At 53.8% G+C, this 25,061-nt stretch carries 18 protein-coding genes and 1 tRNA gene; 12 read left to right on the top strand and 7 right to left on the bottom strand.

From position 1 onward, the window contains the following. Nucleotides 1-197: 197 nt before the first annotated feature. From OZX67_RS07630 to OZX67_RS07620, 3 genes are all read left to right on the top strand, one after another. Nucleotides 198-4,190, top strand: a complete 3,993-nt coding sequence (locus OZX67_RS07630; protein WP_277142247.1) for an ATP-binding cassette domain-containing protein — start codon at nt 198-200, stop codon at nt 4,188-4,190. A gap of 361 nt (nt 4,191-4,551) precedes the next feature. Then, the gene (locus tag OZX67_RS07625) at nt 4,552-5,433 is read left to right on the top strand and encodes an aldo/keto reductase (RefSeq protein WP_277142245.1); all 882 of its coding nucleotides are present in this window, start codon (nt 4,552-4,554) and stop codon (nt 5,431-5,433) included. A 407-nt stretch (nt 5,434-5,840) separates the two neighbouring features. After that, nucleotides 5,841-6,956, top strand: a complete 1,116-nt coding sequence (locus tag OZX67_RS07620) for a Zn-dependent alcohol dehydrogenase (protein ID WP_277142244.1) — start codon at nt 5,841-5,843, stop codon at nt 6,954-6,956. Between the two features lie 114 nt (nt 6,957-7,070). Here OZX67_RS07620 and OZX67_RS07615 read toward each other — a convergent pair whose 3' ends face one another. Next, nucleotides 7,071-7,547 (bottom strand): DUF4143 domain-containing protein, encoded by a 477-nt coding sequence (locus OZX67_RS07615; protein ID WP_277142242.1) that lies wholly within the window; start codon nt 7,545-7,547, stop codon nt 7,071-7,073. Nucleotides 7,548-7,959: 412 nt separating this feature from the next. Between OZX67_RS07615 and dcm the strand changes: the two genes are divergently transcribed. Then, complete coding sequence (dcm, locus tag OZX67_RS07610; protein WP_277142240.1) at nt 7,960-9,243, top strand: DNA (cytosine-5-)-methyltransferase; 1,284 nt, start codon at nt 7,960-7,962, stop codon at nt 9,241-9,243. A gap of 56 nt (nt 9,244-9,299) precedes the next feature. Then, the gene (locus tag OZX67_RS07605) at nt 9,300-10,781 is read left to right on the top strand and encodes a MutH/Sau3AI family endonuclease (protein WP_277142238.1); all 1,482 of its coding nucleotides are present in this window, start codon (nt 9,300-9,302) and stop codon (nt 10,779-10,781) included. A gap of 77 nt (nt 10,782-10,858) precedes the next feature. On the opposite strand, the gene OZX67_RS07600 is transcribed toward OZX67_RS07605, so the two are convergent. Next, nucleotides 10,859-11,200: an ATP-binding protein gene (locus tag OZX67_RS07600; protein WP_277145035.1), complete on the bottom strand. Its 342-nt coding sequence runs from the start codon at nt 11,198-11,200 to the stop codon at nt 10,859-10,861. 255 nt (nt 11,201-11,455) lie between these two features. Next, nucleotides 11,456-12,511 carry a Gfo/Idh/MocA family oxidoreductase gene (locus tag OZX67_RS07595; RefSeq protein ID WP_277142236.1) on the bottom strand — a complete coding sequence of 352 codons (1,056 nt, stop codon included), beginning with the start codon at nt 12,509-12,511 and terminating at the stop codon, nt 11,456-11,458. Between the two features lie 334 nt (nt 12,512-12,845). On the opposite strand from OZX67_RS07595, the gene vsr reads away from it, so the two are divergent. Next, a complete protein-coding gene (gene vsr, locus OZX67_RS07590; protein WP_277145033.1) occupies nt 12,846-13,355 on the top strand; it encodes a DNA mismatch endonuclease Vsr in 510 nt (169 codons plus the stop codon). 252 nt (nt 13,356-13,607) lie between these two features. Here the strand turns inward: vsr and OZX67_RS07585 are convergent, their stop codons facing one another. Together OZX67_RS07585 and OZX67_RS07580 are read right to left on the bottom strand one after the other, a co-directional pair. Beyond that, nucleotides 13,608-14,372, bottom strand: a complete 765-nt coding sequence (locus OZX67_RS07585; RefSeq protein ID WP_277142233.1) for a DUF4391 domain-containing protein — start codon at nt 14,370-14,372, stop codon at nt 13,608-13,610. A gap of 162 nt (nt 14,373-14,534) precedes the next feature. After that, nucleotides 14,535-15,458: an AraC family transcriptional regulator gene (locus tag OZX67_RS07580; RefSeq protein WP_277142231.1), complete on the bottom strand. Its 924-nt coding sequence runs from the start codon at nt 15,456-15,458 to the stop codon at nt 14,535-14,537. 167 nt (nt 15,459-15,625) lie between these two features. Between OZX67_RS07580 and OZX67_RS07575 the strand changes: the two genes are divergently transcribed. The 4 genes from OZX67_RS07575 (at nt 15,626) to OZX67_RS07560 (ending at nt 20,413) form a co-directional block, all read left to right on the top strand. Beyond that, on the top strand, nt 15,626-17,077 hold the full coding sequence (locus tag OZX67_RS07575) for a sugar porter family MFS transporter (protein WP_277142229.1): 1,452 nt from the start codon (nt 15,626-15,628) through the stop codon (nt 17,075-17,077). 5 nt (nt 17,078-17,082) lie between these two features. Next, the gene (locus OZX67_RS07570) at nt 17,083-18,105 is read left to right on the top strand and encodes an alpha/beta hydrolase (protein ID WP_277145030.1); all 1,023 of its coding nucleotides are present in this window, start codon (nt 17,083-17,085) and stop codon (nt 18,103-18,105) included. Between the two features lie 280 nt (nt 18,106-18,385). Then, nucleotides 18,386-18,458, top strand: a tRNA-Arg gene (locus OZX67_RS07565). Between the two features lie 299 nt (nt 18,459-18,757). Next, the gene (locus OZX67_RS07560) at nt 18,758-20,413 is read left to right on the top strand and encodes an ABC transporter substrate-binding protein (protein WP_277142226.1); all 1,656 of its coding nucleotides are present in this window, start codon (nt 18,758-18,760) and stop codon (nt 20,411-20,413) included. A 327-nt stretch (nt 20,414-20,740) separates the two neighbouring features. On the opposite strand, the gene OZX67_RS07555 is transcribed toward OZX67_RS07560, so the two are convergent. Beyond that, nucleotides 20,741-21,670 carry an isoaspartyl peptidase/L-asparaginase gene (locus tag OZX67_RS07555; RefSeq protein WP_277142224.1) on the bottom strand — a complete coding sequence of 310 codons (930 nt, stop codon included), beginning with the start codon at nt 21,668-21,670 and terminating at the stop codon, nt 20,741-20,743. 379 nt (nt 21,671-22,049) lie between these two features. On the opposite strand from OZX67_RS07555, the gene OZX67_RS07550 reads away from it, so the two are divergent. Together OZX67_RS07550 and OZX67_RS07545 are read left to right on the top strand one after the other, a co-directional pair. After that, nucleotides 22,050-23,201 carry an endonuclease/exonuclease/phosphatase family protein gene (locus OZX67_RS07550; protein WP_277142222.1) on the top strand — a complete coding sequence of 384 codons (1,152 nt, stop codon included), beginning with the start codon at nt 22,050-22,052 and terminating at the stop codon, nt 23,199-23,201. A 181-nt stretch (nt 23,202-23,382) separates the two neighbouring features. Then, complete coding sequence (locus tag OZX67_RS07545) at nt 23,383-23,583, top strand: hypothetical protein (protein WP_277142220.1); 201 nt, start codon at nt 23,383-23,385, stop codon at nt 23,581-23,583. A gap of 87 nt (nt 23,584-23,670) precedes the next feature. Here OZX67_RS07545 and pntB read toward each other — a convergent pair whose 3' ends face one another. Then, entirely contained in the window at nt 23,671-25,059 is a 1,389-nt protein-coding gene (gene pntB / locus OZX67_RS07540; protein WP_277142218.1) for a Re/Si-specific NAD(P)(+) transhydrogenase subunit beta, read from the bottom strand. Between the last annotated feature and the right edge of the window lie 2 nt (nt 25,060-25,061).

Here is a 25,061-nt window from a genome sequence, read left to right as displayed (position 1 = left end):
GGTGGCTTTCGTTGACTAGGCAGCGCACTCTGTCCGGCTCGGCCATTCGCATAAATTTAGTGCTTTTGTAATGAATTTCGCTTCCCGATAGCATCGTATTCGGCCTACAGTATTGTGTAATAGGCGTTCTTATGGAATGCATCGTCCCGTTTCCTTTCGATGTATGGGCCATGGATTGCCGCTGGAAAGGTGCTTTTATGTTCGATCGTCGGCTCTTCACCCTCGTTCCGCGCAGTGGCGCGTTCGTCGCCGCAAAAGTGCTGAGCCTTTGGGTCTCTCTGCTGGCGGATATCGGATTCGCGTTCATCGCCGTAGGCCTTCTCGGTAATCTTTTTCCTGTGCTCACCTCCGCCAATGACCATGTCAAGCCGGCGATCCTCAAAAAGCTGTTGAAGGATTTCCAGGCGGTGCCGCAGGGTTATTCGGCCTTCATCTTTGCGCTGGTAGTGGTTGCGATCATCAAATACCTGGCCATACGTGCCTCGCATTTCTTCGGTACCGAAGCCTCTGAGCGGGTCAAGATAGCGCTGCGCGAACGTCTCTACGACAAAATGCTGGACTTGGGACCGACCTATTCGGAACATGTGAAAACCGCCGACGTGGTGCAATCGCTGGGTGAAGGCGTCGACCATATCCAGAGTTTCTTCGAAACCTATCTGCCGCAGCTCATTTTCGCCGTTCTTGCGCCTCTGACGCTCTTCGTCGCGATCCTGCCGCTGAACGCACCCACTGCGGGTCTGCTTCTGGTTTGTGTCCCGATTATCGTCGCGATTGTCTGGTGGGTGTCTGTGGCGACGACACGAGCATTCGGTAAATACTGGGAAACATATACTGATATGGGTGCCACGTTCCTTGACAACGTCCAAGGGTTGGAAACGTTGAAGACTTTCGACGCCGATGAAGCCGCAGCGAGTCGCATGGATCGGAAATCCGAGGGTTTCCGCAAGACATCCATGAAAGTTCTTCACCTCGAACTGCGTGCGCGTCTGGCTCTGGATTTGGTTTCGTACGGAGCCACCGCCGGTGCCATCGCCATTGTCATCTGGCAGGTGGCAAGCGGACATCTGAAGCTTCCTGCAGCATTGGTGGCCATCCTGCTTTCGGTGAGCTTCTTCGTGCCGCTGCGTAAGCTTTCCTCCTGCTCCGACACTGCGATGAATGGGCTGGCTTCGATTAAACGGATTTATGCCATGCTGGACGTCCCGGCAATCGGTGACGGGCAGTCTGCATTGCCGCAAGGTGTCGAGGATTGCTCGATTACTTTCCGAAATGTCGATTACACATACAAACCGATTGATCCGGCGGTTGATAAAGCGGTGTCTGACAATAAAGGTGTCGTTGATAACGACACTGCCGCAAAGAACACGGCCGGGCGCGGAAAGAAAAACGATTCGACCGGTCACAAAGCTTTGGAAGGTGTCAGTTTCACCGCACGGGCGAACGGTTTTACCGCCATTGTCGGGGTGAGCGGTTCGGGCAAATCCACCATCGGTGCGTTGATTGCCGGCACACGCAACGATTATCAGGGTTCCATCCGCTTGGGTTACCGGGTGCTGGGAAGCGTGGGTAGCTGCGAGCTGCACAGCCTCAAGAACAGATCACTGTGCGACGCGGTGACGATGGTCGATTCCCGAAGTCATCTATTCACCGGTTCCCTCCGAGAGAATCTGTTGATGGCGAAGCCGGACGCCACGGCCAACGAGATGTGGCTGGCCCTCGAAGGCGCCCATATCGACGATTTCGTCTATTCCCAGCCCCAGCGTCTTGATATGCGTATCGAACCGGAAGCCGACAATCTTTCCGGTGGCCAGCGCCAGCGTCTCGCCATCGCCAGGGCTCTGCTGCGTGACAGCCCGATCTACGTTTTCGACGAAGCCACGAGCAGCGTTGACGCCGAAAGCGAGCAGCTCATTGATGTGGCGATTCGCGACTTGGCCAGAACCCGTACGGTCATCGTCATCACCCATCGCCTGACCCAGGCCAGAGATGCCAGCAATATCGTGGTGCTTGACTCCGGTCGGGTCGTTGAAACCGGAACCCACGACGAGCTCATGGAAAGCCGTGGCCGTTACGCCACGATGTTCGCGACCCAGGCGTCGATCGAGCATGTCTCGCATCGAAACAGCTGGGGAAGCGCCTATGCCAGGCCGCAGTCCGCGAATCCCAAGGTGCGCAGGCCATTTGATTTCGCCTTGCTTGATTATCAGGGCCACGATGATTTTGACGATTATGGCCGTCGGTCCGGGGCCAGAGACGCCGAACAATCCAAGGTGGATACGCGGCAGGTGCGTCACCTATCGGCCTCTGATTCCACCGGAAAACCCATGAAAGGCAAACTCAAGAAAACGGAAGCGGCGCGTGCTCACACACCTTTGGCGAAGGCTATGGCAAATTCCGCTTCCGCCACTGCCGGGAGCAGACATTCCGATGGAACGCGTTCTCACGAACCGGCAAAACGTCGTGATGAAACCGATGCGATACTCGATGTCGCCAATCGTCCCCACGGTGAGAACAAAGAAATGGGGACATTCCATCTTACGTTGAGGCTGCTTGGTTGTGTCGGACGGCTGACTCCATTCATCGTCGGCGCGTGCCTGTGCGGGACCATCGCGAGACTTGCGGAAACCTTCCTGCCCGTGTTTGGGGTGCTGGCGTTGATGGCGATCCTTGGCCATCCTGTTTGGAATGTGAGCATCGCCTTCGCACTTGTTGCCGTCGTGGTGTGTGCCATTGCGAAAAGCCTGATGCATTATGCCGAGGAATACATGAACCACGAGATGAGTTTCCGTGTGGTTTCGCTCTTCCGCTCGAAGGCCTTCGAAGCACTCCGCCGTCTTGCCCCGGCAAAACTGGCCGGGCGAGGCAAAGGTGGGCTCACCACTTTGGTGACCTCCGACGTCGAGTTGCTTGAGACTTTCTTTGCCCACGCCATTTCTCCGGTGATCATCGCAGTGACCACTTCGGTGGTGTTCGCGGTGGCGCTGTTCACCCTCGATCCATGGTTCGCGCTCTTGCTGATTGTCGCCCACCTCTTCGTCGGACTCGTTCTGCCGCGTCTGTATGCCGGCAATGTGCGCGGAATCGGCGCGCGAATTCGCTCCGATTCCGGCAAACTCGGCGACAGACTCGTTGACGATATGCACGGCATGGATGAAATCATCAGGTTCAACCAAGGCCGCCGGCGTCTTGCCGACATCATCGCCGAAGACAAGAATCTATGGCTTTTCGAAAGCAGGCTGAGCCGCAAGGACGGCGTATTCGGAGGTCTCGGTGCGGTTTCGGTCGTCGTTGCCACTTTCATTGCGGTGAGGATCATGTTCGGCATCGTTCAGGCCGATTCTGTTTCGATGGCCATGTGTGTGGTCGCGGTGATGCTCGTTTTCAGTTCCTTCGGGCCCACCCTCGCGTTGAGCGATTTGCCGGGTAGCTTGAACCAGCCATTGGCGGCTGCCAGGCGCATGTTTGCGCTGTTCGACGAAACGCCGGCAGTGCAGGAGACCGGAAAGGACAAGCCGAAATTCGAAACCGTCTCGCTGAAGGATGTGACCTTTGGCTACCCGCTTTCCTCGGCAGGCTCGACTTCGGTTCCCGCTTCCGCGTTGGTGTTGAAGGACTTCGACTTCACGACGTTGCATTCCGGGATTCTTGGCGTGCAGGGCCCGTCAGGACATGGCAAATCCACGATTCTGAAGCTTATGATGCGCTATTGGGACCCCCAGGTCGGTTCGGTTGAGTTCTCAGGTGAGCCGTTGCCGAAGGTCGAAGCGCATTATCGCCGTCGGGTCGAGACGATGATGGATCAGGATACGTATCTTTTCGACGGTACGATTCGTGACAATCTCTTGGTCGCCGACCCGCATGCCAAAGATTCGGACATGCATCAGGCGCTTCAACGTGCTTCGATCGACAACGTCATCAATGCGCTGCCGGATGGTTTGGATACGCAGGTAGGCGAGCTTGGCTCCAGACTTTCCGAAGGCGAACGACAGCGCATCAGCCTCGCCAGGATTTTCCTCACCGGAGCGTCGTTGGTGCTTTTTGATGAGCCCACGAGCCGTGTCGACGCCCTGAATGAATCGGTCATCCTCCATTCGATCAATACGCTCGCCAACGAACGTCCGGTTTCCATCGTGCTGGTCTCGCATCGCGCCTCCACGATGCAGATTGCCGACCGTGTCATCACGCTCTAGGCACATAGAAGCGAGGCGGTGTTCGATTCCGCCGGTTCCGTCCGCGTCGGTTCTTTGTTTGCCGTTGGTTGATTACGCAAAACCATGAGTGGATATTCATGAGTGGATATTCATGAGTGGATATTTCTCAGTGACCGTTTTTGCTTGGGCGTTGCTGGATGCTGGAAACTGGCCGTTTAGTGCCTGTCAGCGGCCGTTTTCTTCCTTGGGTGTTCTGGATGCAAGAAATTGGTCGTTTAGCGTCCATCAGTGATTATTCTTCGGTATGGGCGTTTGCAGATGCCGGAAACCGTTCATTCCCATTGGTTGGCTGGACTGGGTCGGCTAGTAGTCTGGATATCAGTTGACAACAAAAGGAGCGATGACGGTGAACGCTGAAGAAACCGTTGGAACGGTAACGAAAATCCCAGATATTACGTTAAGCGACGGCAACCGGATTCCGCAGATTGGCCTCGGCATGCTGCGTATCGGCGATGATGAGGTGACCGGCGTCGTCAAGTCTGGGCTTGAGGTCGGATATCGCCATATCGATGCCGCTGCAGGCTACAACAACGAACCGGGCGTTGGGCGTGCGCTCGCGGAAACCGGTTTCAATACCGGCCAGCCTCGTAAAACACTGTGGGTGACCACCAAACTCAAGGATTCCGAGCAGGGCTACGACAGCGCTCTTAAAGCCTTCGATCGCCAATTAGGGGATTTACGTCTTGACTATGTCGACATGTACATGCTGCATTGGCCGACGCCGTTCAACTGGCGTTCCGGGGAAACATGGAAGGCGTTCACAAAGCTGCGCGACGAGGGACGTGTGCGTACGCTCGGCGTTTGCAATTTCCTGCCCGAACATCTCGAGCGTCTGCATCGCGAAACAGGGGAGTGGCCAACGGTTGATCAGATCGAGCTGCATCCGACCTGGCAGCAGCGTGAGGTGGTCGCTTTTTGCCGTGAACATGGAATTGCGGTGGAAGCCTATTCGCCTATGGCCCGCGGAGCCGACCTCAACGCCGGCGACGGTACCATCGCTCGCATCGCTGCAGCGCACAACGTTTCGCCCGCCCAAGTCATCCTGCGTTGGCATATCGAAAACGGTACGATTGTCATCCCCAAGTCTGTCCACGCGGCCCGCCAGCGCGAAAACCTCGACCTCTTTGGCTTTGCTCTGAGCCCAGATGAGCATGCGCAGATTGATGCGCTCGACGGCCCTACTCGTGCTGGTCACGATCCGATGACCTTCACCTATGCCTGATGACGTCCGGCAGAAGAGCGTGACAATCGTTTTGATACGCTGCAGCCTTTGTTGAGAAAGACAGCAACAATGATTGCATTGCATTACGCGTATTCTGCATATATGTTGCGTTTTTCGGTACTTTTCAATTTACCTGATGGGCATCTTTGTGTTCCTGAAATGCCAACAATAAAGCCTGAAATGCCGCTAATGGTATGGGTTTGTTGAATAAAAATTCAGGAAAAGTGATGGAGGTCACTTATTCGTGGTGCCGATAATGGCCGAAGAGGATACAATTCAGATATTGTTATTTGATTTCGTAATCGGTTGCCGGTGAACAATGACCGCTCGCGCATCCTTCGATTTCAGGAATCATGACAATAGTCAGGTTACAACCGTTTCCTGCAAATATCGCAAAGGAGCATATTATGCCACAAACAATCAAAGCGTCAGTTGCCTATGGAATTGGCAAGGGATTCGCCCAGCCGGAAGATATCGTTATCGACGATCCTATCGGGGCTGAGGTGCTGGTGGATGTTCAGGCATCCGGTCTGTGCCATTCGGATTTGCATCTGGTGGAGGACGATGACCAGTTCTTCCCGTTCCCGGCCGTGATCGGCCATGAGGTCGCCGGCATTGTGGAAGCTGTAGGTCCCGAAGTCGAAGGCATTAAGGTCGGCGATCACGTCGTCGCTTCTCTTGAGCAGGTGTGCGGCCATTGCGCCGACTGTCTGAACGGTCATCCGCAGTCCTGCTCGCAGCAGCAGGAGTGCGTGCGCAAGCCTGGCGAGAAGCCGCGTCTGTCGTTCCCTGATGGTCGTCCGATCACCCAGGCGTTTGGCACCGGCGGTTTCGCCGAGAAAGCATTGATTCACGAGAATCAATTGGCTGTGGTCAACAATGAGGTGCCGTGGGATCAGGCTGCCTGCATCGGCTGCGCCACCATTACCGGCGCTGGTGCCGCGATCAACACCGCGCACGTCCGTCCTGGCGACACGGTTGCCGTCGTCGGTACCGGCGGTATTGGCCTCAACATGATTTCCGGCGCTCGTATCTGCGGCGCCAAGAGGATCATCGCCATCGACGTGTTTGATAACAAGCTGGAGTTCGCGAAGAAGTTCGGTGCGACTGATGTCATCAATTCGAGGAACGAGGATCCGGTCGCCAAGGTACGCGAGCTGACGAACGGCGGCGTTGATGAGGCGTTCGAGGCCATCGGTATGGCTCCGACGATGAAGCAGTGCTGGGATATGCTCGGAGTGGACGGCAACGCCTACTGCATCGGCCTGGCCAAGCCCGACGCAACGATCACTCTCGAGATCAACCCGGCCGACCTCTTGGTTCACCAGCGTGGCCTGAAGGGCGTTTGGATGGGTTCGACCAACATCAAGCATGATATCCCGATGTATGCCGACCTTGCCGTCGACGGCCGTCTGAACGTTCATGACCTGATTAGCCAGCACATCAACCTGAGCCAGATCGATGATGCCTATGTCCAGCTCAAGAACGGCGAGGTCATCCGCTCGGTCATCACTGAGTTCTGATTGCTTGCTTCGGCGCTGGTGTCAGACGCAACCAGCACCGAAGCGTGATTGCAATAATCGGCATTGGCCGGCCTTGTCTATGCGGCAAGGCCGGCCATGTTGGTTAAAATTCGGTTAGCCGAGCTGATTGATGGCGTCGTCAGTGATGAACATGGTCATGTACCACGGCATGTCCGCAATGACTTTCTGTTCGGTTTCATACTCGACTGAAGTGTTGTCGCCGCAAAGTACAAGGGCTTTTGGCAGTTTCCACTCCTTTTGTGACATGAGCTTATCGAGGGAAGTGTGAGTGGTGTAATTCTTGCCTGATTTTGCTTCAAGAGGCAAGACGCCGTCGTCAAATTGTAGAAGGAAATCGATTTCGCTGATTCTGGCTTTGTCGTAATAATATAGATCGAAACCATGCGCGGTGAGTTCCTGTGCAATGAAATTCTCCAGAAAACTGCCCCAGTTGACGCTTAGATCGCCTGTGAGAATTTTTTGTTGCGCCGTGCCCATGCTTGAAGCGGCGAGCAAGCCTACGTCACATAGGAACACTTTCATCAGATTATGCTGCTCATTGATTTTCAGCGGTGTCACCGGTTGTGTCACGTTGCGGCATGGCTTTAGATTCGGTCCTGCGACGTTTTAGCACCTAAAATAAGATTTTTTGCGACGCTTTTTGTATGGCAAATCTCATTTTATGATTTTTCGATAGATGATTCGATACAGAAGCGGAGTGTGCTGACTTCGCCGCTGACTGGCGGGCTCCATCTGGTGCCAGTCATGACCCGCTGACCTTCACTTACGCGTGAGGGTGCTAATGGGAATATATCTATCGGTGTACCGCACTTTCGTCCGCACGCCCGTAAGATTTGGCATCTCCGTTGTCTGCGAGTGCTAGAGTTTTGCATTTTGCTGTCCGCAATGTCGGCTCCTATCGTGATAGGAGCTTGATCTTTTGTCGGGATTGGCATATAATTTAAAATGTAAATAGAACAAATGTTCGGATCGAAAGGGTGCCATGACCAAGGAAATTAAGGTCGCCGAGATGTTTGCAGGCGTTGGTGGTTTTAGACTTGGCCTTGATGGCTATGACAATCCGGAGCATAAGGAATTCCACCTCGATTCAGCTGGGCCTTTCAAAACCATTTGGGCTAATCAATGGGAACCTATGGGCTCACCGACAAAACAGTTTGCATGGAGATGTTATGAGAGCCGATTTGGTGCAGGAAGTTGCATCAACGAAGACATCACTAGAGTGCTGGATGAAGTGGAAGCAGGAAAGCGCGAAATTCCTGATTTTGATATGTTGGTTGGTGGTTTTCCTTGCCAGGATTATTCCGTGGCAAGAACTCTGTCTCAGGCGGATGGCATCGAGGGCAAGAAGGGTGTGCTCTGGTGGCAGATTCGGCGAATGCTGCAGCTGAAGCATCCTAAGTACGTTCTTTTGGAGAACGTCGATCGTCTGCTGAAATCGCCGGCTTCTCAACGTGGTCGCGATTTCGCGATTATTCTTTCGTGTTTATCGGCTCTTGGCTATTCGGTTGAGTGGCGAGTCATCAATGCTGCGGATTATGGCATGCCACAGAAGCGGCGTCGCACTTACATCTATGCACAGGCATCTGCCGGGAAGTGGAATCTCAAATCACGGATTTTTGACTCCGGTGTAATGCGTAGGGCATTTCCGATTGTCGCCGGCGATGAACTGTCAACCGAAGAGAAGGATATATCCTCCGATTTAGTTGAGGTTAGTGAGAACTTTGGTGTTGGGGATAAGACATCGTTCTTCCAGAATGCCGGCGCTATGCAGGATGGACATGTCGTTACCAGTAAGGTAACACCTGATTTTGAAGGACATCGAACCACACTAAGGGAAATTTTGGTTCCTGATAAAGAAGTTCCTGAAAGTTACTATATCGATTCCGGTTCCATTGCTCAATGGACATACCTCAAAGGTGCCAAGCACGAAGAACGGGTCACATCGAAAGGTTTCAAATACAATTATTCAGAAGGGGCTATGGGTTTTCCAGATGATTTGGACAAGCCTTCCAGAACGATTCTCACGAGTGAAGGTGGTTCCGGTCCAAGCCGCATGAAGCACGTAGTGATGGCACAGAATGGAAGTTTGAGGCGTCTAGTTCCTGATGAGTTGGACCAGTTGCAGATGTTCCCCAAAGGTTGGACCAATGATGGCATGAGCGACGGTCACCGTGCCTTCTGCATGGGCAACGCTTTAGTTGTCGGCATACCTCACAGAATTGGGAAGATTATTGCTGAGGATATTTCGAAAGAGACTAAACGATAAATCGTGGCATAGGTTTTTTTAAGAGAGTGCTTCCCATTTGAGCTTATAATGTTGTTATGGGAACTGTAGAAAGTCATAAATTCAGCAGGAAAGAGCTTGAAAGTCTCTTAGACGATTGTATCGAGAAGACTTTAGCTGAGGTCGATGTTAAGCACGTGTTGGCAACTGCGAAAAAGAACAAGGGATATGCCGGTGCTGTGATTGAACAATCTGTGTTAGGCTATCCCGCTGATAGTGCACAAAGGCCGGATTTGATTGTTGATGGTTCCATTCCAACAGAATTGAAGACTACTGGCATTAAATCGTCTAAGAACTCTGGCTCGGTTTATGAGGCTAAAGAGCCTGTGAGCGTTACGGCAGTAAGCCCTGAAACAATTGCGAAAGAGAATTTTGAGAATTCCAAATTCTGGGAAAAGACAGCACACATGTTGTTTGTTTTTTACCTATATTCGCACAAAGCATCATCACCTGTTGAATATGCTGATTTTCCAATTAAAGGTTATGAATTCACGGATTTTGATGGTGATGATAAGGTAAGGCTTCAAAGAGACTGGACAATTGTCCATGATTTCATTCAGATGCTGCAGGAAAGATATCCTAATGAGGTCGAATCGCATTATCCAGAAATCTCTTCAGTGATTAATTCCAGGTTGTCAGTGATTGACACTGCTCCAAAGTGGCCTAATCGACCACGATTCCGTTTAAAGCGTTCATTTGTAGATGTCATAGTGCAGGAATGGTATAAGAAGAGCCTTGGTCGCAAATCGAACTATGAAAAACTTCCTGGAAGGTACTTGGGCTATCAAGAAATTGATAGCAAATGTCATGAGCTGTCGAAGATGTATAAAGGTAAAACAGTAAGAGAGCTTTTTGATATTCTTGGAATTAAGAAGGCTAACGGGCCTACAAAACAAGATGCTGAACGTATCGTTGTTAAAATGTTCGGTGGCGAAGCATCCTCAATGAGTAAAATTGATGTTTTCAGCAAAATTGGTTTGGTAGGAAGGTCTTTTGTCCTGACTCGTTCGAGGAAAGGAACTGAGGATACTAAACTGTTCCCGATTGATTTTGATGAGCTTCAAGACGTGAATATGCCTTTTGAAGAGTCTTCATTCGCCGCGAATTTCATTGACCAGCAAATTTTGTTTGTAATTTTCTCTGAGCCTAGCCATGATGCTGCATTTTCTGAAAATGTTTTTGAAGGCTTCAAGAGATTCCATTTTGATGATGATTTTATACAGTCTCAAGTAAAGTCTGTTTGGGATACGATGAGGAATTTAATCTTTAAGCAAGAGCTGAAAAATGTACAAAAAATAGGGAAGAATGGCAAGCCTATAAAAAACAAGAATGGAATTATTCAAGAGGCTTCAAATTGGCCAAAGGCAAAAGACGGAAATGTGTTTGTCCGTGGTACGGGTGCTGATTCTTCTTCTAGGAACAAGCCAATCTGTATCAATGGAGTACGTATGTATCGACAGAATATATGGGTGAGGAGAGTTTACCTTGTCGAGGCTTTAAAGACGATTGAATATTTGTAATGTGTTATTTCCAGACATGTTGTATATCCTAAACAGTGTCGGTTTTTTAAATTTGCACGAGTTAGAAGGGATTGACTTTATTCTTTCATCAGCCAATCTAGCGCGTAGATTTGTTGAATGCCGTTGTGACTGGTGGGAAGCTCGTCATCGAGGGTGATGAGGGTTTTGGGGTAATTGTCGTCGAGATTGTGGAATGACGAGGGCTTGCGTTCCAAGGTCTTGGGGTCGCGTACCGATTCAGCGACCTGATAGTAGGCCGGGCCGCTTGCGCCGTTGGTGACGAAATCGATTTCGCCGTCTGTGCCTTTTCCGGCGTATACCGTTTCTGCTCGGCGTTTGAGTTCAAGAAACACGATGTTTTCCAGGATTCTGCCAGTGTCGCGTACGTTTCCTGAAACGAGTATGCGACGCAGGCCCATATCCACGGCGTAATACTTTCGTTCCTGCTTGAGGAGGCGCCTCAAATAAGTTTGGACAAGTGTGTCTAAAGTTTTGTGGATGCCGAAGGTGTTCAGCGGCTTGCGGATTATTGTGGCTGGAATACGTAAGTTAAAAAATACTTTTTAACTTACGTAAAAATCGGCCAAGTTAAAAAATACTTTTCAGCTTGGTAAAAAATACGGTAAGTTTAAAAGTATTTTTAAACTTACTGTGTTGTAACGAATCGGACAGATTTACTCAAACGGATACTTGAGGCCCCACTTGGCGCGAATCTGATCCATGAGTTTCATGATGCGCAGGGTGTCGGCGTGGGGCATTTCGGTGCATTCCGTCTTGCCGTCGAGGATGGCGTTGGCAGAGGCGGCGACCTCGTACTCGTAGCCGGTGAGCTCAACGGGGACGTCGACGTGGCGGGTCAGTCTGTGATCGAGGCCGTAGAGGTCGATGCCTTCGATGTTGTTGATGTTCTGGCAGACCATATAGCCCTTCGTGCCCCAGATGGCGCCGGAGCGGTCGGAAGCACACAGCATCGAGGCGGTGGCTGTGGCCATTACGCCGTCGTTGTAGTGCAGAGCGATGGAATCGGTGGCATCCACACCGGTTTTGTAAGGAACCATCGAAGTCGAAATGTCGGAAATCGTGCGCTCGCTGGTATCGGCTCCCAGCGCCATGTCAAAGAAATTCAGTGGGTAGACGCCTACATCGAGTAGCGCGCCGCCGGCCATATTCGGGTCGGTCATGCGAGGTTTGTTCGTGGTCGGGTAGCAGAGGTTCGCCGTGGCTGCCTGCACTTCGCCGATTTCGCCCGACTTGATGATTTCGGCGACGATGCCACGCGAGGGCATGTAGCGTGTCCAGATGGCCTCAGTGCACAGCAATCCGGTTTCCTTGGCGACCTTAAGCAACTCCTGTGCCTGCGCGGTATTGGCAGTGAACGACTTCTCGACCAAAATGTTCTTGCCGGCTTTGAGGCACGCGATGCCTTGTTCGGCGTGCAGCGCGTGCGGCGTGGCGATATAAATGAGATCGACTTTCGGGTCGGCCAGCAGTTCGTCATATGAACCGTAAGAAATGTCAAATCCGTACTTTTGCGCGAAATCAGCGGCGCGACCACCGTCGCGCGCGGCCACGGCGTAAGGCTCGATCAGGCTGCTATAGCGAGAATCGCCGGCCATTTCCACTAATGTATTGGCCATCGATTTGGCGATTCTGCCAGCTCCAAGAATGGCGACGTTGACCTTGAGACCTTGCTCTTTCGCTTCGGCGCGTTTGCCGTTGAGATTGCTCATGAAAGTCCTTTCTTGCATGAAAATGTATTTGATGTTTCCATTCTAGAGTCGGACACGCCATAGGAGTCAATCGAATGTTGCGTCATTTGTCGCAGACTCAAAGTGGAATGGAGACGTGACACGGCAATCGGTAACGGCAGATAACAAGTCTTCCTCAACTAGGGATGAGATGGCCATAGGAACTGCTGCGACTTCTGCTTCCGTAACTTCCGCTTCTGCGATTTCAGTTTCTGCGCCGCTCGGTTCTGAAACTTCCGTTTTTGCGACTTCAGCTTCCGTGCCATCCGCTTCTCTGGTGCCTGATTCTGCGATTTCCGAGAAACCGGCAAAGCAGCTGAAAAACGGCGGCAAAGTCAGCCACAGAAACGCGGAGAAGTCCCGAAAATCAGCCAAAACCCCCGAAAAATACGAACGTGGTACCCGCAGCTATACCATGTCGCATATTCGTGGCAAGAACACGAAAATCGAGGTTTTGGTCCGATCCTATCTTTTCCGGCGTGGCCTGCGTTTTCGCAAAAACGACAAGCGCTACCCGGGTCACCCAGATATAGTGCTGCCTAAGTGGCGCACGATGGTGTTCGTCAACGGCTGTTTTTGGCACATGCACGAAGGCTGCACGAAATTCTCGATGCCGAAATCCAACGTCGAATTCTGGACGGCCAAACTCGTCCGCAATCATGACCGCGACATCACTCAGCATGCCGAACTCGAAAAAGCCGGTTGGAAGGTTCTCGTCGTTTGGGAATGCGAGCTCACCAAGGCCCGCCGCGAGGAAACGTTGAAACGGCTGTATCGCCAGATTATTGGTGCGGATGAGTGCGGCGAATCTTCCGATGAATCATGAGTTTTCAAGTGAAGTTGGCTTGTGGGTTGCAGTACCGAAGCAGTAAATTGCGATTTCTCAAGTTCTCTGCTACTTCAGTTGTGATTGGGATTTTCTTCAGTGTTGGTGTTTCAACGATTTTGTAATGGAGCAGCCTGTGATTTCAGGTTTGATGCAGCAGGGAAGACACTTATATTGATGGTTTTCGTTCCCTGCTGTGCCGCGTTGAAGATGCCGCGCATATAAACCGCGTGAGTAAGTGAGGTCAGCCAATCAGCTTTGCAACTCCTCCAGTTGCTTCTTGGCCTTGTGGAGCTTGACGTAAATTTCGTTACGCTTGGTGCTGTCTTTGGCGCGGGCGTGGTCGCCTTCCAGCTTGGTAATTTGGGCGGTGAGTTCGGCGATCGTCGACTGCTTTGCCAGTCGTGCGTCAAGGTCGTTTCCGTCGCTGTCGCCGAAAATGACTTGGGCACACAGATTTTGCCACACTTCGTCAAGCGTCCCGCCGTTGAGTGGCAAAGATGCAGTTTTGGCATCCTGCCAAGTGCCGATGTAACTTTGCATCTGCGCCTCGCCCTGATGCCCGGCGCGAACCGGGAGGATACGTTGCACGGCTAAAGCGCATTGCAAATCCGTGTTACCGGATTGATCGCCGACGCTGGCATCCTTGGAGGCGTCGCTATTTTCGTCAAGTCTTGCATCGCGTACGCAGACAAAGAGAATGTTGGAAGCCGAACGCAACTTCGCGATATGCTCCATCACCTCGACGGGTGCGTCCCTGCAATTTTGGTTGATGCCCATCACCAGAATCTCGCGGGTCTTCTTTCCTGCGGCCACGTTGATGGTGTTCGGCCGCAGCAGGGCAAGCATGGTGATCGATTCGACGTCGCCGACGAAGCGTTGTTTGAGCCGTGCGGAAACCGGCGGCTTCAAGTAGAACATCTGCTTGGGAATCACGCTTTTCGCTTCGGGGATGGCGCAGGTTTGAGGTAATCCCAACGAAACTGCGCTTACAGTGTTGCAGTGTGCGACGGTCATTGTCGGCCTTTCTCTTTGACGTCGATGCCTCGGACATGTTGTTGCGTATGCGTTGCCGCTGGCTATGTCGGTTATATCGGCTATTCCCCGACAGGCGCTCGCTTACCTTACAGTATAGAGGTGCAGCCAAAGCGAAACGGCGCCTTATCCAGATTCATCGCATCACGCGTTGCGCCGTTGCCGCGTCGATTGCGCCGAGCCACTCACGCCCGCTGCATTTTTTGTATGATGCATGGCGCGATATTCGCGCGGGGATATCCCGTAGCGCTTCCGGAAAGCGTCGTTGAGACTTTTGGCGCTGGGGAAGCCTGTGGCCTGGCTGATTTCAGCGACGCTGCTTTTCGAATTGAGGAGTTTGGCGTGGGCGTCCTCGCAGCGCAATTCGGTCAGATATTCCTTGAAGCTGTTGCCTGTGGCGCGTTTGAAAAGCCGGCTGAAATGTTCGCGGCTGTAGCTGAATTGCTGGGCGACGAACGTTTCGGTAAGCGGCTCGGTGTAATGCTTGTTCAAGTAACCGATGATTTCCATGATGATGTTGCGGCCGCGGCGGATTTCCTCGGGTCGGCGGATACCGCAGGTGAACCGGGTGTATAGCAGACTCAGCATCTCGTAAAGCGCCGCATTGATCAGAAAGCTGCGGTCCCGGGCTTGATGATTGGACAGTTCCATGATTCTGGTCAGCAAAGCGACCAAAGATGCCCGGTCATTGTCGCTTGCGTTGGGTGCCGTCCATGAAAAACGATAACGGTCGGCAAACGGATAGAGTTTGGCGATGGTGTCACCGTTGAACGTCACTGAGATTCCCCGGTAAGGTGAGTCGATCAACGCGTGGTGCAGATCGTAGGGGCTGATGATCAGGGTGTCGCCGGATTCGATGTCGTAGACTTTATTGTCCACGGTGAAGCGCGCGGGGCCGGTGTCCGAATGGACGATTTCCAGCCCACGATGCCAATGCGGATGCACGTATTCGTGATTGCTGTCGTGGATGATCACCAATGCGGGGCTTTCCTCCGGATACACGTCTTCTTCGAGGTAATCGGAAGTGATGACGGTATTGTATGTCGGTTTGGACGATGAAAGCGTCATGTTTCCTCCTTCATTGAGCATAATGGATTGATGAGTCCAAAACAACCATGTTTTACAAAAAATAATCACAAAATATCTTTTTGATATCACAAAATACTATCATTTGTATTTTTCCGGTTGATACATTCGGTCTTGTACATCATTGTCAATAAAAACGAAGGAGTACAATGTCACAAAGCAATGATAGCTCGCCTTCTAAAGATGAAGCCGTCGAAGTCCTCGACCCCAAGATTCGCAGAAGGATTATTCTGGTATGCCTGGCAGGAGCCATGGGAGGCTTGCTGTTCGGCTACGATACTTCGGTGATCAACGGAGCCGTTGACGCCATCGCCGGCAAGGTTTCCGGCTTCAATCTGAACAGCCTGATGAGCGGTATCTCGGTTTCGGGTGCGCTGCTCGGCTGCGTGCTCGGCGCATGGTTCGCCGGCAAACTGGCCGACCGCTATGGCAGGGTCAGAATCATGCTGGTCGCCGCCATTCTCTTCCTCTTGAGCGCCATCGGCTCGGGCTTCGCTCCCGGCGTCTGGATTTTCGTCCTCTTCCGTATCGCCGGCGGCGTAGGTGTCGGCTTCGCCTCGGTGGTTGGCCCGGCCTATATCTCCGAGGTCGCGCCCACCAAGATGCGCGGCTTCCTCACCAGCTTCCAGCAGTTCGGCGTGGCCATCGGCATGTTCCTCTCCACCATCGTCAACAATTTGCTGGCCAAGGGTTCCGGCAGCGCCGATAAGCCGTTCTGGTTCGGTATCTCGACCTGGCGCTGGATGCTCTTGATGATGGTCGTTCCCGCGGTATTGATGCTGATTGCCTGCTTCAAGCTCCCCGAGTCCCCGCGTTACCTGGTGATGAAGGGCCGTGACAGCGAAGCGATGGATCTGCTTCGCCGCCTCAACGGTTCCAGCAATCCGAAGGCCAAGGTCGCGCAGATCCGCGCCTCGCTGGGCAACGACACCACCCCGCGTCTTTCCGATCTTCGAGGACACACCTTCGGTCTGAAGAAAGTGGTGTGGATTGCCATCGCCATTGCGCTCTTCCAGCAGTTCAACGGCGTGAACATCATCCTTTACTATGATTCCAGCCTCTGGCGTTCGGTCGGTTTCAGCGAACAGCAGGCACTCAACATCTCCGTGATCCGCAGTATCGTCGCCTTCATCCCGACGATTCTCGCCATGGTCCTGGTCGATCGCGTCGGCCGTCGTAAGATGCTGTCCTTCGGTTCCGCCGGCATGACCATCTTCCTGCTCATCGCCACCTTCGGCTTCTACCATGCCACCATCACTCCGAACGGCGTCTCCCTGAGCGGTTTCTGGGCTCCGTTGACGCTTGTTGCGGTCTACCTCTTCTACCTCATCTTCTGCGGCACTTGGGGTCCGGCCATGTGGGTGGTCATCAGTGAGATCTTCCCGAACAACATCCGTGCCATGGGCGTCGCCGTCGCCACCGCCTTCAACTGGATCGGCAACTTCGTGGTAAGCACCACCTTCCCGCCGATGCGTGACGGCTGGGGCATCGGCAATGCCTATCTGTTCTATGCTGTTTTCGCGGCGTTGAGCTGGATCTTCGTGGTCAAGGCTCTGCCGGAGACCAATGGCGTCGAACTTGAGGATATGAAAGCCGAGTGAACGCCATGGATGTGAAGATCGAAGACGACGAGCGCAAGCTCTTTTCGACATGGACCGAACTTGATGGCGACCTTGCCGGTTGCGACGAACATATCGCCCAGACCGTTCTGGCCTCGCGCCTGATGTTCGCCCGCGGCGACCGCTCCCGCACTCCCTATTGGCAGGTGCCGGAGGATATCGACGTCATCGCCGACATTCCTTACATCGACGATGGGACTCGTGCGCACAAGCTCGACGTGTATCTGCCGCACGATGTGGTGGTGCGCGGCGGGAAAACCGCGCCGGTCTACATCGATATCCATGGTGGTGGCTTCATGTATGGCCACAAGGAGCTGAACCGCAACTTCAATGTCCATCTGGCTCAGCTCGGTTTCGTCGTGTTCTCCCTCAACTACCGGGTGATGCCGGAAGGTGATTTCCTGGATCAGCTTGCCGACGTGGAATCGGGATTCGCTTGGATTCGCAACCATATCGGCGATTATCCGGTCGATCCGCGTTCGATCTTCCTGACCGGAGATTCCGCGGGTGGCACCTTGGCGTTGTATGCCACGGCTGTCGAACGTAGTGCGGAGATGGCGGATGCTTTGGGGCTGAAGCGTTCCGGGCTCAATCTCAAAGGTTCCGCCCTGGTTTCCGGCCTGTTCGACCTGAAGCCGTATCTTGATGCGGTGGATGGTCTGGGTGATATCGATGAAAGTTCACCGACCGGATCGATGAAGGTCATTGCGCCGTTCTTCTTCAAAACACTGAAGGAGCGAGGCGCGCAGTGGGCTGACCTTGGGTTTATGGCCGCGCACGTCGACCTGCCGCCGCTGTTCCTCAACACCAGCAACGACGATTTCCTGCAAGGTGATGCCATGCGGCTTGGTGCGGCGCTCTGCGATGCCGGTCGCGACTTCGAACTGCACGATCGCCACGCGTCCAAGGGCGTGACTCTGGGTCACGTCTATCCGGTCTGCATGAGCTGGTTGCCGGAAAGCCAGGAGACCTTGCGCCAGATACGCGATTTCTCCTACAATCTGCTCTGATTGTGTTGTCGATTGGCTGCTGGGCCAGTCGATAGATCGCAATTTACTTCAATGCCTCGTCGTTGCCGTTGCAATGGCGGGGCATTGTGTTATTACACTTCAGCGTTATTGCACTTCAGTGAGGTGTTCGCATTTTGTATTGAGCAGAACATTTGAGTTGCGGAGGTCGCTGCTTCAGGCTGTTTTACGTGCAATCGTTCGTTGGATTCAGAGTCGATTCACTTCCAGACTTCCTCACCGTGGCAGACGGGTCAGGTTTCCGTGTACAATACAATATGTTGCCCGGGTAGCTCAGGGGATAGAGCACCGCTCTCCTAAAGCGGGTGTCGTCAGTTCGAATCTGATTCCGGGCACAAATTCCTTTTGGAGGCTATGCATTACAGCATTTTCTGATGGTTGAGTCTGTCTTTCTTGGTATTCGGAATATCTCACTGGTGGCTTGGGCGTTGTGTTCGCACGGTTTTGATACGCGGTATAAGTTTTTCCTTTAACCGCTGCATGCGGGATTTGTCTCAATTTGGTCGTTGCGCGGGCTTGAACATTGCGACGGTGGCATATAATCCAAAAGTAATTGTCCATAGAATTATGCGTATTTTCAAAATATTTTGTATGCGAATAACGAATGATGATTGGTAACAAGAAAGAGAGAAGCATGGTTTCGAGAAAATGGGGTGTCCGCCTCATCGCAGGGCTCGCGGCGGCAGCGTCATTGGTGTCGGTGGCAGGTTGCGGCAATTCCGGCAACAGCGGTGACAAGAAGGATTCGGCGAAGGCGTCTGGAGATGCCATTATCAAAGTAGACAACACCGAGCCGCAAAGCCCGCTGGTGCCTGCGAACACCAATGAGATGGGTGGAGGCAAGGTCATCCGTTACCTTTTCGAAGGTCTGGTGAGCTATGACGCCAAGGGCAAGCAGCATATGGAAGTTGCCAAGTCCATCACGCCGAATGCCGATGCCACGCAATATACCATCAAACTCAATGATGGATGGAAATTCACCAACGGTGAGAAGGTGACGGCTTCTTCCTTCGCCGATGCGTGGAGCTATGCGGCGAATGTCAAGAACGCGCAGAAGCAGGGCAGCCGTATGTCCATCATCAAGGGCTACGACGAGATGCAGGACCCCAACACCCCTGCGGATGCGAAGCTTTCCGGTCTTGAGGTCATCGATCCGCTGACGCTTCAGGTCACCTTGAAGAGTCCTGATTCGGTATTTCCCATCCAGCTCGCGCATCAGTCCTTCTTCCCGTTGCCGAGTGCTGCGTTCAAGGACATGAAGGCGTTCGGCAAGGCGCCCATCGGTGATGGCCCGTACAAGTTCAAGTCATGGCAGCCCAACACGGACATCATGGTCGTGAAGAATCCCGATTATCGGGGAAGCCGCAAGGCCGCGAACGCCGGTATCGACTATCGTGTCTATACCAACGAGGATGCCGCTTACGCCGACCTGCAATCCGGCAATCTCGACGTCATGGAGGAAGTGCCGCAGTCGGCGCTGAAGACCTTCCGCACCGATTCTTCGGTGAAGGCGTTCGTGCAGCCCGGTTCATCCTATCAAGGGTTCATCATTCCCGAAAGCCTGCCGCACTTCGCGCTCGGCAAGGAAGGCAACTTGCGCCGCCAGGCCATTTCCATGGCCATCAACCGCAAGCAGATCGTCAGCAAAATTTATCAGAACACGAAGACCCCGTCCACCGATTTCACTTCGCCGCTGGTTCCCGAACATTCGGCGAAGCTGAAGAATTCCGGCAACCTGCAATACAATCCCACGAAGGCCAAGGAGCTGTGGAAGCAGGCCGACGAAATCTCGAAGTTCACCGGTTCCTTCAAGATCGCTTACAATTCCGACGCTGCTCACAAGCCTTGGGTCGACGCGGTGAGCAACAGTCTCAAGAACACCTTGGGCATCGACGCGTCCGGCGACCCGTACCCCACCTTCAGCGATATCCGCAACCGCGTGACCGACCGGTCCATCAAGACCGCGTTCCGTTCCGGCTGGATGCTTGACTATCCGACCGCCGAGGATTATATGACGCCGTTGTATGCCTCCTCTTCGGCCGACGGGCATGGCTCCAACGATGGCGACTATAAGAATCCGCAGTTCGACGCGGCTTTGGACAAAGCATTGAGCCAAACCGACGTCGCCAAGCGCACCGCCGATTTCCAAGCTGCTCAGGAGATCCTGCTCGACGATCTGCCTTCGATCCCGTTGTGGAACGAGGACGTGGCCGCTGCGGCTTCCACCAAGGTCAGCAACGTGCATTTCGATTACACGAATCTGCCTACCTACAACACCGTCACCAAGTAACGCGTGCGTTGAGGCTGATTGAGAAGTTAGCAGTTGTCTCATAAAAGTGAATACAAGTGAATAAAAGGTCGGGCGACCGTTGATAATGCGGTGCCCGACCTTTTCATATATGAGTTATTCCGCTCAGTACGAGTTACTTCTTGTATGGTTTACCGGTTTTCTTTTTTCGCAGTCGCTTTTGGCTCTTGCTGCCTGTGATACACGGCGTATTTGCACCGGTAAAAACAGACGCGGGCCCGGTGCCGTAATCTGTCAGACTGCAGATTGGTCGGCACTGGGCCCGCTTAAAAATCGCCTATGATTCAGCAGCGGAATCAGTGAGTGTAATCAGCCCTGCACGTAGCTCGCGGTAGGGGACTTGTAGCCGCAGTTCATCATCTCGCTGTTGTAGGCGATCACGCCTTCGCCCTTGGCTGGCAGCACGATCAGACCGCCGTCGCCACGATGTGCGTCGATGTCGTCAAGCGTGGCGCTCGCCGATTCGAGTGGCGTCTGGCCGGCGAACTTGACGCGGTCGGAAACCTGGTGGCATGCGACCGTGCGCATGAATGCCTCGCCGATGCCGGTGCCGGAAACGGCCACCGTCTCGTCGTTGGCATATGTTCCGCAGCCGGGAAGCGGGGTGTCGCCGACGCGACCGTGCATCTGGTTGGTGATGCCGCCGGTTGAGGTGGCCGCAGCGAGATGGCCCTTTTCATCGCGGGCGACGGCGCCGATGGTGCCGTGCTTTTCCCACTCGTCGCCGTTGGTCTGCGCTTCGATAAGCGATTGCTTGCGCTGCTCGGTGATGAAATAGCTCGGGTCGCGGGTCTCGACGCCCCAATCTTTGAGTTCCTTGTCCTGCGGGTCGGCGAAGAGGACGTGCTTGGTCTGCTCCTTGACGGCGCGTGCGGCGTCAATGGGGTTCTTGACCGTATGTACGCCGGCTACCGCCCCGACTTCGCCGTCCCCGCCCATCAGGCAGGCGTCCATCTGAGCGATGCCGTCGCTGGTCAGCGCGGCCCCGTGCCCGGCGTTGAATTCGGTGGCGTCCTCCATGACGTGGATGGCGGCGACAACGGCGTCTTCGGCGCTGGCTCCGGCTTCGAGTTTGGCATATCCCGCATCAAGCGCCCGCTGCAGATCCTTCTCGACCTGTGCCTGGCGTTCCGGGGTGCTGTGCTTGCCCCGGCTTCCGGCACCGCCGTGGACGACAAGCAGGATACCGTTTTCGGCGCCTTTGGTAACGATTGATTTGACTGGGCTACTTGATGCCATTGGTATGTTTCCTTTCGATTGAATCATGATTTGCATTGATAGCATTTGTTCCGTCATCTGTTATGGTACGCCGAAAATGGGCATACTTTTGTTGTTTCTCCAATAAACTACCGATAGCAGAATAAAACATACGACACGATACGTTATTGCCTATTGACAATGCGCTAATGTAATACTTATCTAGTATCTAGTACCGTTCCCGTACCTTCCGTTTCGTTACTTATGTCTTGATGCAATAAACCAATAATTGCCGGTTTCTCCAGCCGCGTCATCTTCAGACATCGTATATCCTGTTATCGTGATGAGCTTGTCGTAAGTTGCCGAACCCGGACTTTGGATTATAATCAAGCGGAGTTTCGCGGTCCAAGGGGTAAAGGTAATGGCAAGAACCCGACAAGACAGGTCGCGAGCAGCTTCTGTGAAGAAAGGCAATGTGAAAAGCAAAACCAAGGCGAAAACCGTACCAAAAGGCAAGTCGAAGTCAAAAGCAAAGCCGAAACCAATTCCGAAAACCAAGAAACGGGGAGGGTTTCTGCGCAAGGTTCTCGCACTGCTGGCGTGGATTTTCCTGTTGGCTGCGTTGCTCGGCACACTGAGCCGTGAGTTGCCAGAGGAGTTGCAGTCATTGCCTTATGTGCCAGCGGTTGCGGCGTTCACCCCGTGGTTCGCGTTGCTTGCTTTGGTGGCGCTGCTGCTTGCTCTTGCGTCCCGCAGGTGGTTTGCGGCATTGTTGGCATTGGCGTGCCTTGGGCTTCAGGGATGGCGGCAATACCCGTATTTTGTCTCGCAGACGCACCTTGACAATGCTGCGGTTTCGGCGGTCGGGGAAAACCATGCGGATACCCACGATTCGTATGCGCGCGTGATGACGGCCAATGTCTATAAAGGCCATGCTTCGGCCGAGGCGATTGTCGAAGCGGTGCGTGACCAGCGTGTGGAAGTGCTGGCGATGCAGGAGACGACCAAGCCCTTTATCCGCGCGCTCAAGGCGGAAGGCATCAACGATTATCTGCCATATTCCCAGATTTCCTCTTCGGACGGCAAGTATGGCAACGCGCTGTTTTCGGCAACCGCATTGGACTCGCCGGCGGACGATGATGTCGATTCCAGCGCCTCCTTCATGCCGGGCGGCACGGTCTCGTTTGGTTCAGGCAAGACGCCCATTCGCTTTGTTTCAGTGCATACCACGTCTCCCAAGCCGGGGTATTGGACCAAATGGCGGACCTCGCTTGATGAGGTGGCGGCCATGCGCTCGCATAAAAACACCAGGTACGTGCTGATGGGGGATTTCAACGCGACCACCGACCACACGCCGTTCCGTAATATTCTGGGTTCCCGGTTCCATGACGCCGCGCAAAGCTCGGGGAGCGGGTTCGTCTTCACTTGGCCGGCGAACAAGCCCGGGGTTCCGAAATTCGCGGGTATCGATCATATCGTCCTCGATCAGGGGATTGTCGCCGGGCAGGTCGGCACGGTGCCGATACCCGGGTCCGACCATGCGGCTTTGCTGGCGACCATCGCAGTGGAATAATTCTTGTATGGCAAGTTTTTTTGAAGACACCTGATCAGATAAAAATTGTGCGTCCTGATTTGTTTTCATTACATTACGATATAAATTGTGACATGGTATACATTCATCTACATGGGTGGCTAAGATAGGTGGCAGGCAGAGAATGCCGAACGTACAAGTGAGATTACAACGAGGAGTGCTCATGGACGAAAAAACATTGGTAGACAAGCTTTCGAAGGTTACTACCATCACTGATTTGCAGGCGGTTGCCAAAGAGGCCGGAAAGCCTATGACCGTCGAACAGGCCGACAAGGCGCTGAACCGTCTCTTCGGTGCGGAGAACGACACCGGCGAACTGATGGGTGATTCCGTGGCCAAGGCCGCGAAAGACATCTTCGGCTGAGTTATCGTTCCGTTTGTTTTTAAAAGGTTGGGGCCTATCCGTTGATAACAACGGATAGGCCCCAACCTTTATTTATTTGTTTTACGCTCACACCGCGTTGGAAATGGCCTCCACGCTGGCCTTCGCGTCGCCGAAGAGCATCGACGTGTTGTCGTTGAAGAACAGCGGGTTCTGTACGCCGGCGTAACCAGTGCCCATCGACCGCTTCAGCACGACGACCTGCTTGGCCTCCCAGACGCGCAGCACAGGCATGCCGGCGATGGGGGAGCCGGGGTCTTCGGCGGCGGCAGGGTTGACGGTGTCGTTGGCGCCGATGACGAGGACGACGTCGGTGTTGGCGAAGTCGTCATTGATTTCATCCATTTCCATGACGATATCGTAGGGCACCTTCGCTTCGGCCAGCAGCACGTTCATATGGCCGGGCAAACGACCGGCGACAGGATGGACGGCGAAGCGAACCTCGACGCCCTGTGCGCGCAGCTTCTCGACCAGGCCGGCCACGGCTTGCTGGGCCTTGGCCACAGCCATGCCATAACCAGGGGCGATGATGACCGAGTTGGCGTTCTTGAGCATTTCCGCCACATCCGAGGCCGTGGTCTCGTGCACCTCACCGGTGATTTCCTTGGCGTCGCTCGCCTTGGTCGGCTTCTCGCCGAAACCGCCGAGAATGACGGACATGAACTTGCGGTTCATGGCCTTGCACATCAGGTAGGAGAGGATCGCGCCGGAAGCGCCGACCAACGAGCCGGTGATAATCAGCAGGTTGTTGTCGAGCATGAAGCCGGAAGCGGCCGCAGCCCAGCCCGAGTAGGAATTGAGCATCGAGATGACCACGGGCATATCGCCGCCGCCGATGGCCGCGACCAGATGCAGACCGAGGAGCAGAGACAGAACGGTCATAATGGCCAGAGGCCAGATCGAATGCGTCGGGATGAACCAGCCGATCATCGCTAGCATCACGATCAGCACAATCAGATTGATGATGTTATGGCCGGGGATGATCAGCGGCTTCGACTTCATCTTGCCTGCCAGCTTCAAGTAGGCGATGATGGAGCCGGTGAAGGTCACGGCGCCGATCAGGACGCCGATGTAGATTTCAGCCAGATGTGCCCCGTTCGGGTTCGTCTCGGTGAGCCACGAATTGTAGCCGATCAAAACCGCCGAAATGCCCACGAAGCTGTGGAGCATGGCAATCAGTTCCGGCATCTGCGTCATCTCGACCGTGCGGGCCTTCCAGATACCGAAGGACGCGCCGACGATGAAGACCAGGGCGATCAGGAGAGCCGTCACCCATACCGGACGCTGGGAATCAACGAGCGCCAAGGCAATGGTGGCGACGATGGCGATGAACATGCCGATCATGCCGAGGATGTTGCCGCGACGGGCGGTCTCCTGCTTGGAAAGTCCGGCCAGAGAGAGGATGAAAAGCACTGCCGCCAGCAAGTAGGCGGATTGAGCAATGGATTCGAGTGTCATGA

This window comes from Bifidobacterium sp. ESL0728 (assembly GCF_029392015.1).
Taxonomy (GTDB): Bacteria; Actinomycetota; Actinomycetes; order Actinomycetales; family Bifidobacteriaceae; genus Bifidobacterium.
The sequence above is the reverse complement of the archived record's forward strand: the minus strand, read 5'-3'. Positions and strand labels throughout refer to the sequence as shown.